The 14,109-nt window shown below is 64.8% G+C and carries 11 protein-coding genes; 8 read left to right on the top strand and 3 right to left on the bottom strand.

Translation table 11 applies throughout. The features are described 5' to 3' along the window. Positions 1–68 precede the first annotated feature (68 nt). The 8 genes from JHC81_RS10580 (at position 69) to lpxB (ending at position 8,670) form a co-directional block, all read left to right on the top strand. Entirely contained in the window at positions 69–1,283 is a 1,215-nt protein-coding gene (locus JHC81_RS10580; RefSeq protein WP_292174289.1) for a site-2 protease family protein, read from the top strand. A gap of 98 nt (positions 1,284–1,381) precedes the next feature. Next, positions 1,382–3,733, top strand: coding sequence for an outer membrane protein assembly factor BamA (bamA, locus tag JHC81_RS10575; protein WP_292174286.1), 2,352 nt, complete (start codon positions 1,382–1,384; stop codon positions 3,731–3,733). Between the two features lie 34 nt (positions 3,734–3,767). Then, positions 3,768–4,346, top strand: coding sequence for an OmpH family outer membrane protein (locus tag JHC81_RS10570; RefSeq protein WP_292174283.1), 579 nt, complete (start codon positions 3,768–3,770; stop codon positions 4,344–4,346). A gap of 10 nt (positions 4,347–4,356) precedes the next feature. Beyond that, on the top strand, positions 4,357–5,364 hold the full coding sequence (gene lpxD, locus JHC81_RS10565; protein ID WP_292174281.1) for a UDP-3-O-(3-hydroxymyristoyl)glucosamine N-acyltransferase: 1,008 nt from the start codon (positions 4,357–4,359) through the stop codon (positions 5,362–5,364). A gap of 25 nt (positions 5,365–5,389) precedes the next feature. Then, on the top strand, positions 5,390–5,863 hold the full coding sequence (gene fabZ, locus JHC81_RS10560; protein ID WP_292174277.1) for a 3-hydroxyacyl-ACP dehydratase FabZ: 474 nt from the start codon (positions 5,390–5,392) through the stop codon (positions 5,861–5,863). Continuing rightward, complete coding sequence (lpxA, locus tag JHC81_RS10555) at positions 5,863–6,648, top strand: acyl-ACP--UDP-N-acetylglucosamine O-acyltransferase (RefSeq protein WP_292174273.1); 786 nt, start codon at positions 5,863–5,865, stop codon at positions 6,646–6,648. Before fabZ ends, lpxA begins: the two co-directional genes overlap by 1 nt. A gap of 10 nt (positions 6,649–6,658) precedes the next feature. Then, the gene (gene lpxI / locus JHC81_RS10550) at positions 6,659–7,504 is read left to right on the top strand and encodes a UDP-2,3-diacylglucosamine diphosphatase LpxI (protein ID WP_292174271.1); all 846 of its coding nucleotides are present in this window, start codon (positions 6,659–6,661) and stop codon (positions 7,502–7,504) included. Beyond that, entirely contained in the window at positions 7,501–8,670 is a 1,170-nt protein-coding gene (lpxB, locus tag JHC81_RS10545) for a lipid-A-disaccharide synthase (RefSeq protein WP_292174268.1), read from the top strand. The genes lpxI and lpxB overlap by 4 nt, the downstream gene beginning before the upstream one ends. Positions 8,671–8,710: 40 nt before the next feature. On the opposite strand, the gene JHC81_RS10540 is transcribed toward lpxB, so the two are convergent. The 3 genes from JHC81_RS10540 to gltX all read right to left on the bottom strand — a co-directional run bounded on the left by JHC81_RS10540 (position 8,711) and on the right by gltX (position 14,107). Beyond that, a complete protein-coding gene (locus JHC81_RS10540) occupies positions 8,711–11,185 on the bottom strand; it encodes a DUF305 domain-containing protein (protein WP_292174265.1) in 2,475 nt (824 codons plus the stop codon). 140 nt (positions 11,186–11,325) lie between these two features. Then, on the bottom strand, positions 11,326–12,618 hold the full coding sequence (gene gltA, locus JHC81_RS10535) for a citrate synthase (protein WP_292174263.1): 1,293 nt from the start codon (positions 12,616–12,618) through the stop codon (positions 11,326–11,328). Positions 12,619–12,679: 61 nt separating this feature from the next. Further along, complete coding sequence (gltX, locus tag JHC81_RS10530) at positions 12,680–14,107, bottom strand: glutamate--tRNA ligase (protein ID WP_292174259.1); 1,428 nt, start codon at positions 14,105–14,107, stop codon at positions 12,680–12,682. Positions 14,108–14,109: the final 2 nt, after the last annotated feature.

Genomic DNA, 14,109 nt, shown 5'->3' with positions numbered 1-14,109 from the left:
GGCGGCCGAAGCGGTCGTTCTCAGGCTGAGCAAGGCGGCGTGAGCCGAGACGGGGAGATGACGACCGGATGATCGCCTTCATCGGCCAGATACTGATCTCGATCGCGGCCTTTCTGGTCGTGTTGACCACGATCGTCACGATTCACGAGCTCGGTCATTTCTGGGTCGCACGGGCGTTCGGCGTGAAGATCGACCGTTTCTCCATCGGCTTCGGCAAGGGCATCTTCAGCCGTACGGACAAGCACGGAACCGAATGGCGTTTCGCTTGGCTCCCGCTGGGAGGCTACGTCAAGTTTTCAGGTGACCTGGATGCCGCAAGCGTACCGGACGCCGCCGGTCTGGCCGAACTGCGCCAGCGGCTGGTGACCGAACACGGTGCCGGGGCGGAGCGCGACTATTTCCATTTCAAGCCGGTCTGGCAGCGCGCGCTGATCACGGCGGCCGGACCTGCGGCGAACTTTGTGCTGGCCATGGTGCTGCTGACCCTCCTGTTCAGTGTGGTCGGCGAACAGATTGCGGCACCGCGTGTGATGGCGGTTCAGCCCGACAGCCCCGCCGCCACGGCCGGATTCCAAGCTCGCGATCTGATCCTGACCGTTAATGGGCGCGCGGTCCGAGAGGGGGCCGAGGTCACCCAGGCTGTGATTCTCAGTGCCAATGATCCGATGACCTTCACCGTGGATCGCGCCGGGCAGGTGGTGACATTGGTCGCAACTCCTCTCCGGCAGATGGAGAACAACGCCGTCGCCGGGCGTATCCGGGTGGCCCGCATCGGCCTCGGATTAGGGGCTCTACCTCAGGATATCACCTCACGTCGCCTTAACCCCATCGAGGCCGCCGCCAAGGGTGCGGACATGTTCGGCTCGACCCTGAACAGCACCGTCACCTACCTGGGCCGCATCTTCGCGGGCAAGGAATCGGGCGATCTGCTGAACGGCCCGGTCGGCATCGCCAAGGCGGCGGGCGGCATCACCCAGCAGGCGGCTTCGGTTTCGGACGACCTGGGCACGCAAGTCAAATCTGTCGTCCTGACGCTGATTTATTTCGGCGCCATAGTTTCGATCGGAATGGGCTTTCTAAACCTGATGCCGATTCCGGTTCTCGACGGGGGCCATCTGCTGTTCTACGGCTATGAAGCTGTGGCACGCAGGCCAGTCCCCGCGCGCGTTCAGGAGGTCGGCTACCGGGTCGGTCTTGCTTTGCTGGCGGGATTGATGTTGTTCGCCACCTGGAACGACCTGCAGAAGCTGAGCCTGTTCAAATTCCTCGGCGGGCTCGCATGAGCCGACGCCAGCCCCCGATGGTTTCCCGTATGATCCGACACGATGCGTCCGCCCTCCGTTTTGCTCGCCGCGTGAGCCCCAGCCTGATGGCGCTGGCTATGGCGGCTGGTCTCGCCGGCCCGGCCCTTGCCCAGACCGCGCCCGCAACGGGCCCGATTACGATCGAGAATGCGCCGGCCGTACAGGCCGCGCCGCAGCCGCAGGATCAGCGCATCGTCATCAACCGCATTCTGGTGCGCGGTGCACAGCGTATCGATCAGACGACGATCCTGTCCTATCTGCCGATCCAGCCCGGCGACACCGTCGATGCTGCAGTTCTGGACGTGGCCGTCCGGACGCTGACCCGGACCCAGCTGTTCGCCGATGTGCAACTGGGCATCCAGAACGGCGACCTGATTGTAGAGATCGTCGAAAATCCGATCATCAACCAGGTGACGTTCGAGGGTAACAGCGCGATCGGCACGACCAAGCTGACGGAAGAGGTCACGATCAAGCCGCGCGGCATTTATACCCGCGCGCGGGTTCAGGAAGACGTCGGCAAGATCGTCGAACTGTATCGCCTGTCGGGACGTATCTCGGCCACCGTCACGCCCAAGCTGGTGCAACTGGACCAGAACCGCGTCGATGTGGTTTTCGAGATCAACGAAGGACCGGAGACGGGCGTTCGGTCCATCACCTTCCTGGGTAACAGCGCCTTCTCGGACAACGAACTGCGCGAAACCATGGTGACCGAGCAGTCGGCCTGGTACAAGCTGTTCACGTCCAACGACAACTACGATCCCAACCGTCTGGACTACGACCGCGAACAGCTGCGGAAATTCTATACCAACCGCGGCTATTACGATTTCCGCGTCCTGTCGGCGATCAGCGAACTGGCTCCCGACGACAGCGCCTTTGGCATCACCATCACCGTCAACGAGGGCGATCGCTATAACTTTGGCGAGATCGACGTCGTTACAGAGAACGACCGCCTGAACCCCGACTTCCTGAAGCTCCTGCTGCCGATCCAGCCCGGCCAGCTGTACGAGAGCGACAAGATCGAGACGGCGGTCGATGCCCTGACCTTTGCTGCAGGATCGGCAGGCTATGCTTTCGTCGAAATCGAGCCGACGTTCCGGGCCAACCCCGACACCGACACCATCGACGTCACCTTCAATGTGAAGGAAGGCCAGCGGGTCTACATCGACCGGATCAACATCGTCGGCAACACCCGCACCCTGGACAATGTCGTGCGGCGTGAACTGATGCTGAGCGAGGGCGATGCCTTCAATCGCACCCTGCTGGAGCGGTCGCGCAACAACCTGCGTGCGCTGGGCTTCTTCAAGGATGTAACCGTCGAAGAGGCGCGCGGGTCGGCACCGGACCGGTCGGTCGTCAACGTAACGGTCGAGGAACAGCCGACGGGCGAACTGTCTGTCGGGGCGGGCTTCAGCTCCGTTGACTCCTTCGTCGTCAATCTGGGTATCACCGAACGGAATTTCCGCGGGCGTGGCCAGAACGTCGTAGCCCGTCTGGAGTGGGGCGCGTTGCGCCAGCAGGTCGACTTCCGATTCACCGAGCCGAAATTCCTGGGCCGCGATCTGCGGGCCGGCTTTGACGCCTTCCACTCGCGTTACGATCTCAGCGAGTTTTCGTCCTACGACTACCGCTCCACCGGTGGTGGTCTTCGCCTGTCGTACCCGCTGAACGGCTATACGCTGCTGAGCGGCCGCTACTTCCTGAAGAGCGACGAGATCATCGTGCCCGACGGCTATTGCGCCACCAACGGTGCTGGATCCAATGCCCTCTGCGATCAGGTCGGCTCATTCATCAACTCTTCGGCGGGCTATACGCTGTTTGTGGATCGCCGGAACGACCCGATCCGCCCGACGCGCGGCTGGACCGGCAGGCTACTCCAGGATTTCGCTGGCATCGGCGGCGATGTGAACTATGTGAAGACCGAGGCGGAAGTGTCGGCCTATTGGGGCATCGCGCCCTCCTGGATCGTATCCACCACGGCCTCGACTGGCTATATCAGCGGCTGGGGCGGCGACCCCATCCGGATCAATGACCGCTTCTTCAAGGGCGGTAACAGTTTCCGGGGCTTTGAGACGGCCGGTATCGGCCCACGCGACCTGACGACCCAGGATGCGCTGGGCGGCAACTTCTACGCCATCGGCACCGTCCAGTTGACCGTGCCAAACTTCCTGCCCGAACAGTACGGCATCCGCACCGAACTGTTCGTCGATGTGGGAACGCTTGGTATGCTGGATGACCGCTACACGGTGACAGATCAGGGTCTGAACGATCCCAATATCGTCGATGAGCTGAAACTGCGCGCTTCGGCTGGCCTCAGCATTCACTGGCGCTCGCCGATGGGTCCGATCCGGTTCGACCTCAGCCAGATCATCGGGTCCGAGGAATACGACCGTACCGAAACCTTCCGCTTCTCCACATCAACGCAGTTCTAAACCGCGGCAAAATGCCGTCGCTTAAAGGTAGACCATGAAACTGATTGCTCTCGGCGCTTTCGCGCTCGCCTCGCTGGCCGCAGGCACGGCCTCGGCACAGACCGCCGGCAACATCAACCACGGTGCCCCGATCACGGGCGTCTGCATCTATGACAACGAGGAAGTCCTGGCCCGTTCGACGGCCGGCCAATCGGTGCAGGCCGGCATGCAGCGCCTACTCACCGAGGTTCAGGGCGAACTGGCCCCCTACAGCTCGTCGATCCAGGCCGAGGTGACCGCTTTGCAGCAGGGAGGCGAGGCCGCCGACCCCGGTGGTACCCGTCGACAGGCTCTGCAAGCCCGCGCGCAGGAAGCACAGCAGCTGCAACAGACCCGCAGCAACGAGTTGCAGTATACCCAAGGCGTTCAACTGCAGGCCATCGGCACGGCCGTCGAACCCATCGTCATCGCCCTGTATCAGGAGCGCGGCTGCAGCATCCTGCTGAACCGCAGCGCCATCTACAGCGCCAATCCGGCCATGGACATCACACCGACCGCCATCGAACGTCTGAACGCCGCCCTGCCGTCGCTGTCATTCAACCGACTGACGCCGCCGGCCCAACCGCAGCAGTAAGCGATACAGCGTGCCCGATCCGCGCTTCTTCCAGCAGGCCGTCGATGCATTGAGCGTCGATGAACTGGCGGCGCGGATTGGTGGAGAGGTCGTGCGCGGCGGAGACAGGTCTGTCTCCGCCGTAGCGCCTTTGGCGGCAGCAGGGGCTGCGGATGTCGCCTTTCTGGGCGACAAACGCTTCATCGCCTCGCTGGCCGAGACCAGGGCCGCGTGTGTCATCCTGCCTGAGTTTGCCGTCGAACGCGCACCGGCAGAGACAGCGCTCATCGTCTCGCGTGAAGCGCAGGCGGCTTGGGCGCGCACCGCCCTTTTGTTTCACCATCCCTTGACCCTCGACGCTGCGATCGATCCCGCCGCGGCGACCGAAGATGATACCGTAGTTCTGGAACCGGGCGTTGTCCTGGGACAGGGGGTCCGCATCGGCCGCGGCACCCGGGTCGGCGCAAACACGGTCATCGGTCCCGGCGTCCAGATCGGCCGTGACTGTCAGATCGGCTCGAACGTCACCATCGGCTTCGCCCTGATCGGCGACCGCGTGCGCTTGTATGCCGGAGCGCGCATCGGCGAGGCCGGTTTCGGCGCGGCTGGATCCAGCATCGGTCCTGTCGACATACCTCAGTTGGGTCGCGTCATCTTACAGGACGGAGTGACGGTCGGCGCCAACAGCTGCATCGACCGCGGAGCCTATGACGACACGGTCATCGGCGAGAACACCAAGATCGATAATCTGGTCATGATCGGCCACAACTGCGTGATCGGGCGTAACGTCCTGATGGCGGCACATACCGGCATTTCAGGCTCGGTCACGGTCGGGGACAACGTCATGTTCGGTGGGCGCGCGGGTGTCGGCGACCATATCTCCATCGGCACCGGCGCTCGTGTCGCGGCCGGGGCGGGGGTGCTGGCCGACATTCCGCCGGGCGAGACCTGGTCCGGATATCCGGCCAAACCCTTGCGTCAATCCTTGCGCGAAGCGATCTGGCTCGCCAAACAGGCAGCGGGAAAGGCGCGTTCCTAGGCGCCGACGCTCAGAAGGCCCTGGAATGACCGACACGACCACCAGCATCAGCATCGACTATGCCGAGGTGATGCGCCGCCTGCCGCACCGCTATCCTTTCCTGCTGGTCGACAAGGCCGAGGATTTCGTGCCGGCAACCTCGATCACCGGCATCAAGAACGTCACCCACAACGAGCCCTTCTTTCCCGGTCATTTCCCGATCGACCCGGTCATGCCGGGCGTGCTGATCGTCGAAGCCATGGCCCAGACGGGCGCTCTGCTGATGTCCAAGACGATGGACGTAGCCGTGGCGGACAAGGTCATCATGTTCATGTCGATCGACGGCGTCCGGTTCCGCAAGCCCGCGCGTCCCGGCGACCAGCTGCGCATGGAGGTCAGGGTGACCCGTGCCCGCGGCGATGCCTACAAGTTCCGCGGCGAAACCTTCATCGACGGCAAGCTGGCGGCTGAGGCCGAGTTTATGGCCATGGTCGTCACTATCGACCAGCCGGCCACCTGATGGCCATCCATCCGACAGCCCAGGTCGATGCCGGCGCGCGGCTGGCGGATGGCGCCGAGATCGGGGCCTGGACGATCATCGGGCCGAATGTCGTCCTGGCCGAAGGTGTCCGCATCGCCAGCCATGTGGTGATCCAGCAGGATACGACGGTAGGCGCGGGCACCACCATCCATCCCTTCTGCGTCATGGGCGGCGACCCTCAACACGGCGGCTACAAGGGCGAGCCAGTGGCGCTGGAGATCGGCCAGAACAATACCATCCGCGAGCATTCGACCTTCAATCGCGGCACGCCGGGCGATCGCAAGCTCACGACAATCGGCTCGAACAATCTGTTCATGACCGGGGCCCACGTCGGCCATGATTGCGTGGTGGGCGATAATGTCACCTTCGCCAACAACGCCACCCTGGGCGGCCATGCGCGGGTCGGCGACCGGGTTTTCCTGGGCGGCCTGGCGGCTGTGCATCAGTTCGGTCGGATTGGCACGGGCGCGATCGTGGGCGGACTGTCGGCGGTCACACGCGACGTGATCCCCTACGGCTCGGCCTGGGGCAATCATGTGCGGCTGCACGGGCTGAACCTCATCGGCCTGAAACGAAAGGGCTACGGCAAGGATGCCGTGCGGCGGCTGCTGGCCGCCTATCGCGACATGTTTGAAGGTGATGGACTGTTTTCGGACCGGCTGGAGGCGGCGGCTGCGACCTATGCCGACCTGCCGGAAATCCAGGAGATCATCGCCTTCATCCGCGAAGACACCCGGCGCCCCGTCGCCCTGCCGGACCGGTGAGGACGCCGGCATGAGCGGCAAGCTGGGACTGATCGCGGGGGGAGGGGCCCTGCCTGTGTCCGTGGCCGCGCGCTGCGAGGCCGAGGGCCGCTCCGTCTTCGTCGTGCGCATGGCGGGGTTCGCCGATCCCCATCTGGCGCGCTATCCGGGGATCGAGGCGGGCATGGCCGAGATCGGGCGGACCCTGTCGGCGTTGAAGAAGGCCGGGTGCGAGGCCGTCTGTTTCGCGGGCACGGTCAATCGGCCGGATTTCAAGACGTTGAAGCCTGACTTCAAGGGGGCGACCCTGTTGCCCGGTATCGTCGCAGCGGCGAGCAAGGGGGATGACGCCTTGCTGAGGAAAATCCTGTCGATCTTCGAGGGTGAGGGTTATGCCATCGAAGGGGCGGACGACATCCTGGGCGGCGAGACGCTGCCTGCGGGTGCGCTGGGGGCCATTCAGCCGACACCGGAGCAGCTGTCTGACCTGAATAAGGCATTGCATGTCGCGGAGAAGGCCGGCGAACTCGATATTGGGCAGGGTGCTGTCGTCTGTGACGGTCTGGTGCTGGCGGTGGAGGCTCAGGAAGGCACAGATGCCATGCTGGCGCGCGTCGCCGGTCTGCCCGCCGACCTGCGCGGCTCGCCGGAGGCCCGGAAGGGGGCGTTGGGAAAGGCACCCAAGCCGATCCAAGACTTGCGGGTGGACATGCCTGTGATCGGAACGCGGACGTTGGAGATGGTGGCTGCCGCCGGGCTGGCCGGTGTCGGGGGCCTCAGCGGCAAGCTGATCCTGATCGACCGGGTCGCCATCATCGCGACGGCGGATCGTCTCGGCCTCTTCGTATGGGGCGAGGCGGGCAACGATCGCCCATGACCCAGCCGCTCAAGATCATGCTGGTCGCGGCGGAGGCCTCTGGCGATGCGCTTGGTGCCGGCTTGGCAAACGCCCTGAAGGCCAGACGGCCTGATGTCCGGTTCGTCGGGGTTGGCGGCCCGCGTATGGCCGAACAGGGCGTCGAAAGTCCCTTCGACATCGCCTCCCTGTCGATCCTGGGCTGGATCGAGGGGCTGAAGGCCTACGGACTGGTCAAGCAGCGTGTAGCCGAGACCGTGGCACTCGCCGTGGCTGAGCGGCCCGATGCCGTGGTCCTGATCGACAGCTGGGGGTTTACGATCCGCGTCGCCAAGGCTTTGCGCGAGCAACTGCCCGGCGTGCCCCTGATCAAATATGTCGGGCCGCAGGTCTGGGCCTCACGGCCCGGGCGCGCCAGGACGCTGGCGGGAGCGGTCGATCACCTGCTGGCGCTCTATGCCTTCGATGCGCCCTGGTTCGAGCGCGAGGGCCTGGCGACAACGGTCGTCGGGTCGCAGGCCCTGCATGTGGACATGTCGGGGGCAGACCCCGTCGGCTTCCGCCGGTCGCGCGGGATAGCGTCTGCCGCCAACCTGCTGCTGGTCCTGCCGGGCAGCCGTCCGTCGGAGATCCGGTTGATGACGCCGGTCTATGAGGCGGCGGTCGCGCGGTTGAAGGCGGCCGATCCTTCGCTGGAGGTCGCCGTGGTGGCGGCGGGCACGGTGGCTGACGACGTGGCCGCCCGCGTCGCCAAATGGCCGTTCCGTGCGCATCTGGTGCCTGAGGCTGAGAAATACGACGCGATGCGCGCCGCGACCGTCGCTCTGGCTACCAGCGGGACGGTCTCGACTGAGCTCGCCCTGGCAGGCGCGCCGATGGTGATTGCCTATCGGTTCCAGCCGCTCAGCTATGCGCTGATGAAGCCCTTCTTTACCGGTAAGTATGCGACCCTTTTCAACCATGCGGCCGATGCCGAGATCGCATGCGAGCTGATCCAGAAGGACGCGACGCCAGAGAATGTCGCGGCGGAGGTGGGACGACTACTGGTCGATCCGGTCGCCCGGGACGAACAGGTGCGCCGTCAGACCGCTGCCCTGGACTTGATGGGCCGCGACGCCGCCGATCCCTCCACACTGGCCGCCGAGGCCGTGCTGAAGGTCATCACCACGAAAAACGCCGGGGCCTGAACCCCGGCGTCTTGATGATCGTGGTCGCCAGATATCGCAGTCAGCCGATGCGCTGGGCGATGCCCTCCAGCGTCTCCTTCAGGCCGGACATTCGCTTGGCGGTCTGATCGGTGCCCGTGACGCGAATATCGCGGGCCATGGCGGCCAGCGATCGGGCGACCGCAGCGTCCCGGCTGCCGCCGTCCACCAGAGGGGTCGCCTGATCGAGGGCGGCGGTCATCTGGGCCATGGTCTCAGCCGGCATGGCATTGTCGCGGGCCAGCTGGTCCAGATAGGCCTTGGCCACGACCGGGTGGGCGGGCCATTTGACCGGGAACTGTTGCTGCGGGTTCACGGTGCCGCCTTCGTCGGCCATCTGGGCTGCCGCGATCTCGTTGGCGGTCAGGTGTTCGCTGGGCGTCAGGGTCAGGACATCCAGTCCGCGCGCGATCTCGGTGCCGTAGATGCGGCCGTTGTACCAATACACCGACCAGTAGCCACCCTGGCTCTGACGCTCGGCATTGATCGGGCCACGGTCGAAATAGGCGATCTCGCGCACGTTCGACGAGTCGGTAAAATCGCTGATCGACAGCCCGCCCTGATACCAGGCCTGAACGAAGATATCGCGACCCGGGACCGGGATGAGCGAGCCGTTGTGGGCGACGCAGTTTTCCTGATCCGTCTGGGCGGCGGGCAGCTTGTAGTAGCTGCGGAACACCAGCTTGCCGTCGACGATGTCATAGATGGCATTGGCCCCCCAGGTCATCGGATCCTGGACGCGGCAGCGGGGACGACCGCCGCCACCCCATTCGTCGGTGAAGACCACCTTGGTGCCATCGTTGTTGAAGGTCGCCGAGTGCCAGTAGGCGAAGCCACTGTCGACGACTGCGTCCAGTCGCTTGGGTGCACGCGGGTCCGAGATGTCGAACAGGATGCCGTTGCCCGAACAGGCCCCACCCGCGATGTTGGCCGAGGGGAACAGGGTGATATCGTGGCACTGGTCGGTGCGGTTGGTGGTTTGGGTGCCGGTGCCGTGGTCGCCGCCGCGCCACAGGCCGGCGATCTCGCCTGTCGACTGATCGGCAAAGACGCGGGGACTGTCGATGATGCGGGCTCGCGACGGATCGGCCAGCGGGATTTCAATGACGTCGATGCTGAACAGGGCGCTGCGCTGGTCGCCGGGCTGACCGACGGTGCAGCCCGCCAGTTCCTCTTCCGCCCGGACGTTGGCGGTGCCGGAGTTGTAGACGATCAGGCGGTTCTCATCGGCGGCTACGACCGAATGGGTGTGGGAGCCCCGGCAGGTCTGGACCTGGCCCACCTGGACCGGGCGTGTGCGGTCGGAGATGTCGAAGATACGGACACCGCGGAACCGTTCGGGCGAGGGCTCGGAGCCGACGCCTTCACGCCCGCAATCGACGCGGCCGCTGTTGGACTCCACCGACATCAGCATCAGATTGCCGACGATGGAGACGTCCCCCTGACCGCCGGGGCAGACGATCGAGCTGATCAGTTCAGGCTGCGCGGCGTCCGTGATCCGATACAGATTGATGCCGTGATAGTTGCCGGCGGCCAACAGGTCGCCTTGGAAGGCCATGTCGGTATTGGCGAAGCTGAGGAAGGGCGAGCGGCGGCTGGCCTGATCGGCTGTGCCGCGACGGGCGTCACCATCCGCGCTTGCGGGCGGCAACTGCGGCGGGTTGCCTTCGGGATTGGTCGGATCGAAGAAGCCGGTCGGCTTGGGCAGGCTGGCGATCAGTTCCATGTTGCTGGCGGCCTGCCCGGCGTCACGGAACCCGGCCTTCAATGTCGTGCGCGGATCGGGCGAGGCGGCGCGCAGCAAGGCCGTCATGCGATTGATCTCGGCCTGCTGCTCGTTCGTCACATCATTGGCGAACCGCGACAGGATGGGATCATAGGCAGAACCGGGGCTGGCCAGCAGGTCGGCCACCATCTTCACCGCCCCCTCGTGGTGGGCGATCATCATTTGCAGGAACAGGGTGTCGAAGGCCGGACCATTGGCCGCCGCCAGGGCCGCCATCTGCTGAGCCGTGGCCATGCCGGGCATACCCGCGTGCGCCATGCTGCCGTGGGCCGAGTGATCCATGCCTGCATGGGCGGAATGGTCCATTCCGGCCATGGCGTGGCCCTGGGCCGGATCGGGTGCCGTCTCGCCACGCTCGCGCAACCAGCCCTGCATGAACTGGATTTCGTCGGCTTGGGAGGCGTTGATGCGACCGGCGATGTCCTTGACCGCCTGTGTGTTGGTGCGGCTGTCGACCAGGGCCGCCATCTCCACCGCCTGGGCATGGTGCAGGATCATGTCCTGCATGAACGTCACGTCGTCGGCCGAATAGCGGTTGTCCGCGATACGCGACGCCTCGCGCCCCTCCAGGGCCCGCGACGCCTGGCCCGGCGCGCCGGGCTGGACGATGGGAGCCTGCTGCGCCATCGCGCCGGTGGCGAGGATCAGGACGCCGGCGGCGGCCGAGCACCCCAGCAGATTGCGAACGGACAGGCTGGCCTTGCGCGACATACTCACTCCCCGGATGATGTTTCATCAGGGGTAGCATGTGAAATACCGTAACAGGAACCCTTGCGCCGCCGGGCTGGATTACAAAAAAGCAACGCCGGAGCTTTCGCCCCGGCGTCTGGTCTCAGGCCTGATGCGGGCGATCAGCCCCGCTGCTGGATCGGCACATAGTCGCGCTCGGTCGGGCCGGTGTAGAGCTGGCGCGGACGACCGATCTTCTGTGAGGAATCCGCAATCATCTCTTGCCACTGGGCGATCCAGCCCACGGTGCGGGCCAGGGCGAACAGGACGGTGAACATCGAGGTCGGGAAGCCCATCGCCGACAGGGTGATGCCGGAATAGAAGTCGACGTTCGGGAACAGCTTGCGCTCGATGAAATATTCGTCGTTCAGCGCGATCCGCTCCAGTTCCTTGGCGACCTGGAACAGCGGGTCGTTGGGGTCGCCGACGGCGGCCAGCACCTCGTCGGCGCTTTCCTTCATCACCGTCGCCCGGGGGTCGTAGTTCTTGTAGACCCGGTGGCCGAAGCCCATCAGCTTGTACTTCTTGGCCTTCACGCCCTCGATAAAGGCTGGAATCTTGTCGGGGGTGCCGATCTCTTTCAGCATGTTCAGCGCCTCTTCGTTGGCACCGCCGTGCGACGGGCCCCACAGGCAGGCGATGCCGGCGGCGATACAGGCGAAGGGGTTGGCCCCCGACGAGCCGGCCAGACGCACAGTCGAGGTCGAGGCGTTCTGCTCGTGATCGGCATGCAGGGTGAAGATGCGGTCCATCGCCTTGGCCAAAACCGGATTGACTTCATAGTCCTCAGCCGGGACGGCGAAGCACATGCGCAGGAAGTTCTCGGCATAGGTCAGGTCGTTGCGGGGCGACACGAACGGCTGGCCGATGTGATACTTGTAGGCCCGGGCGGCGATGGTCGGCATCTTGGCGATCAGGCGGATGGCCGAAATCTCGCGCTGGCGGGCGTCATGGATGTCGAGACTGTCGTGGTAGAAGGCGGACAGTGCCCCGACTGTGCCAACCATAATCGACATCGGATGGGCGTCGCGGCGGAAGCCTTCGAAAAACCGATCAAACTGCGAATGCAGCATCGTGTGCATGGTGATGCTGTTTTCGAACTTCTCGTATTCTGCGGCCGTCGGCAGTTCGCCATGCAGCAGCAGGTGGCAGACCTCGACGAAATTCGACTTGGACGCCAACTGGCCGATCGGATAGCCGCGATGCAGGAGAATGCCCGCGTCGCCGTCGATATAGGTGATGGCGCTTTCGCAGGCCGCCGTCGAGGTAAAGCCGGGGTCGAAGGTGAAGGCGTCGGTCGCGCCATACAGCTTGCGGATATCGATCACATCCGGGCCGGTCGAGCCGGTCAGGACCGGCAGTTCGACGGACTTGTCGCCATAGGTCAGCGTCGCGGATTTGGCAGTTTCGGTCATCTAGGCCCCTTGCACCCTTGCGATGGGCGCGGGGAGGCGCCGTCGCGTTTCTGTCTGGAAGTTAGATAGTCTGTTGCAACGCATCATCCAAGCGCCCGAGGCTTTCTTCTCGCCCCAGCGCGGCCAAAGTCTTGGCGATATCAGGCGAAACGCCGTCGCCGGTCAGGGCGGCACGGACCGCTGGTCCGATCTTGCCAAAGCCGACCGCTTCTTCCTCGGCGAATGCCTTGAGTTCGGCTTCCAGCGCGAAGACGTCCCAGCTGGCGAACAGCTTCAGCCGATTCCGCAGGCGACCGATGCGCTGGCCGGACTCGCCGCTCAGCAAGGGCAGGGCCTTTTCAAAGATTGTCAGGGGCCGCTGACGCAGGACAAAGGCCGACTGGTCCGCCAATTCCAGCGTCGTCTTGGCGCGATCCTTCAGAAAGGGCATGGCCCGCAGCAGACGCGCCTTGTCGTCGGGAGCCAGGCTGTGGCCGCGCGCCAGATGCGTATCCAGCGTCATCTTGGCCAGACGGTCGTCGTCGGCGAGGCGGATCCAGTGGGCATTGACATGGGCCAACTTGTCGAAGTCCAGCCGGGCAGGCGCCTTGCCGATGGCATCCAGGTCGAACCACGCCTGCGCCTGTTCGTCGTTGAACAGTTCGTCGTCACCGTGCGCCCAGCCCAGCCGCGCCAGATAGTTGCGCATCGCCTCGGGCAGATAGCCCATCTCGGCATATTCATGCACCGCCTGCGCCCCATGCCGCTTTGACAGCTTGGCCCCGTCCGGACCGTGGATCAGGGGAATGTGGGCAAAGGTCGGGCGGGTCCAGCCCAGGGCGTCGTAGATCAGGCTCTGACGCGCGGCATTGTTCAGATGATCGTCACCGCGAATGACGTGGGTCACGCCCATGTCGTGATCGTCCACCACCACGGCCAGATTGTAGGTCGGCGCGCCGTCCGACCGCAGGATGACCAGATCATCCAGCGAGGCCGAATCCCACCGCACAGTGCCCTGCACCGCATCTTCGACCACGACGGCGGTGTCGGCGGGACGGCGAAAACGGACGGTGTGCGGCTGCATTAAGTCGTCGACGGTCGGCGTGCGGTCGCGCCACGGCGATTCGAAGATGCGGCCTTGGGCCTTCGCTTCGTCGCGCAGAGCCCCCGTCTCTTCTGCCGTCAGGAAGTCGCGGTAGGCGTGACCCGTTTCCAGCAGGATGTTGGCGACCTCGCGGTGGCGATCGGCTCGGCCGAACTGGAACACCGGCTCCTCGTCCGCGAACAGCTCCAGCCAGTTCAGCCCGTCGAAGATGGCCTGGACCGCATCGTCGGTCGACCGCTCGCGATCGGTGTCCTCGACACGGACCAGAAACTTGCCGCCGCGACCCTTCGCGTAAAGGTAGTTGAAAAGCGCGGTCCTTGCCCCTCCTATATGCAGATATCCGGTCGGCGAGGGGGCGAAACGGGTGACGACGTCGGACGTGACGGGGGCGGGCGCAGGGGTCATGG

It is taken from the genome of Brevundimonas sp., assembly GCF_016463295.1.
In the GTDB taxonomy this organism is placed as follows: domain Bacteria; phylum Pseudomonadota; class Alphaproteobacteria; order Caulobacterales; family Caulobacteraceae; genus Brevundimonas.
This window is presented reverse-complemented; position numbering and strand designations above follow the sequence as displayed.

Excerpts from the sequence above, each read along its gene's own strand:
- JHC81_RS10580 (WP_292174289.1), top strand. The coding sequence starts at position 69 with ATGATCGCCTTCATCGGCCAGATACTGATCTCGATCGCGGCCTTTCTG.
- bamA (WP_292174286.1), top strand. The coding sequence starts at position 1,382 with ATGGCGGCTGGTCTCGCCGGCCCGGCCCTTGCCCAGACCGCGCCCGCA.
- JHC81_RS10570 (WP_292174283.1), top strand. The coding sequence starts at position 3,768 with ATGAAACTGATTGCTCTCGGCGCTTTCGCGCTCGCCTCGCTGGCCGCA.
- fabZ (WP_292174277.1), top strand. The coding sequence starts at position 5,390 with ATGACCGACACGACCACCAGCATCAGCATCGACTATGCCGAGGTGATG.
- lpxA (WP_292174273.1), top strand. The coding sequence starts at position 5,863 with ATGGCCATCCATCCGACAGCCCAGGTCGATGCCGGCGCGCGGCTGGCG.
- lpxI (WP_292174271.1), top strand. The coding sequence starts at position 6,659 with ATGAGCGGCAAGCTGGGACTGATCGCGGGGGGAGGGGCCCTGCCTGTG.
- lpxB (WP_292174268.1), top strand. The coding sequence starts at position 7,501 with ATGACCCAGCCGCTCAAGATCATGCTGGTCGCGGCGGAGGCCTCTGGC.
- JHC81_RS10540 (WP_292174265.1), bottom strand. The coding sequence starts at position 11,185 with ATGTCGCGCAAGGCCAGCCTGTCCGTTCGCAATCTGCTGGGGTGCTCG.
- gltA (WP_292174263.1), bottom strand. The coding sequence starts at position 12,618 with ATGACCGAAACTGCCAAATCCGCGACGCTGACCTATGGCGACAAGTCC.
- gltX (WP_292174259.1), bottom strand. The coding sequence starts at position 14,107 with ATGACCCCTGCGCCCGCCCCCGTCACGTCCGACGTCGTCACCCGTTTC.